The organism is Burkholderia sp. Bp9004 (assembly GCF_003858025.1).
In the GTDB taxonomy this organism is placed as follows: Bacteria; Pseudomonadota; Gammaproteobacteria; order Burkholderiales; family Burkholderiaceae; genus Burkholderia; species Burkholderia diffusa.
Window position 1 is genome coordinate 1 of the sequence record NZ_QTQD01000084.1, and the last position, 983, is coordinate 983.

Below are 983 nucleotides of genomic sequence, written 5' to 3' on the forward strand. Positions count from 1 at the left end.
TCGTTGATCAGGTACGGCTTGATCGAGTGATACTGGTTGAAGAAGTGCGTCATGTCGACGATCAGGTCGCGCACGACGGGCAGGCCCGGCAGCGGGCGCAGCACGATCTTCTGCGGCAGGTCGTTCAGGTTCGTCAGGCACGCCAGACCGTTCTTGCCGTTGATGTTCATCGCGTCGGAGCCGCACACGCCTTCGCGGCACGAGCGGCGGAACGACAGCGTCTCGTCCACGGCCTTCAGCTTGACCAGTGCGTCGAGCAGCATGCGCTCATGCTGGATCTCGAGCTCGTACGTCTGCATGCGCGGCGCCGCGTCCTTGTCCGGATCGTAGCGGTAGACTTCAAAAATGCGTTTTGCCATTTCGGATTCCTTTGACTCGGCTTAGAACGTGCGCGGCTTCGGCGGCACGGAGTCGACCGTCAGCGGCTTCATTTGAACCGGCTTGTAGTCGAGGCGATCGCCTTCGCTGTACCACAGCGTGTGGCGCAGCCAGTTGTCGTCGTCGCGGTGTTCGTAATCGCTGTGGGCGTGCGCGCCGCGGCTTTCCTTGCGCGCTTCCGCCGACACCATCGTCGCGCGCGCGACTTCGATCAGGTTCTCCAGCTCGAGCGCTTCGACGCGCGCGGTGTTGAACACCTTCGACTTGTCCTTCAGGTGGATGCTTTCCACGCGCGCCTTCAGGCCGGCCATCTGATCAACGCCTTCCTTCAGCAGTGCCGACGTGCGGAACACGCCTGCGTGCTTCTGCATCGTCGCGCGGATGTCGTTGGCGACGTCCTGCGTGTACTCGCCCGAGGCCGACTTGTCGAGCTTGTTCAGACGCGCCAGCGAGAATTCGCCTGCATCGGCCGGCAGCGGCTTGTGTTCCTTCTGGTTCTTCACGTGCTCGACGATGTGGTTGCCGGCCGCACGGCCGAACACCACGAGGTCCAGCAGCGAGTTCGTGCCGAGGCGGTTCGCGCCGTGCACGGACACGCACGAGCA

At 63.3% G+C, this 983-nt stretch carries 1 protein-coding gene and 1 pseudogene; both read right to left on the bottom strand.

The window, feature by feature from the left end; all coding sequences use genetic code 11:
• Nucleotides 1–359 (bottom strand): 2Fe-2S iron-sulfur cluster-binding protein (locus DIE08_RS35250; RefSeq protein WP_260436632.1); only part of this gene is annotated, 359 nt, incomplete at its 3' end.
• 21 nt (nucleotides 360–380) lie between these two features.
• Nucleotides 381–983, bottom strand: a pseudogene (locus tag DIE08_RS35255) (succinate dehydrogenase/fumarate reductase flavoprotein subunit); the annotation flags it as partial.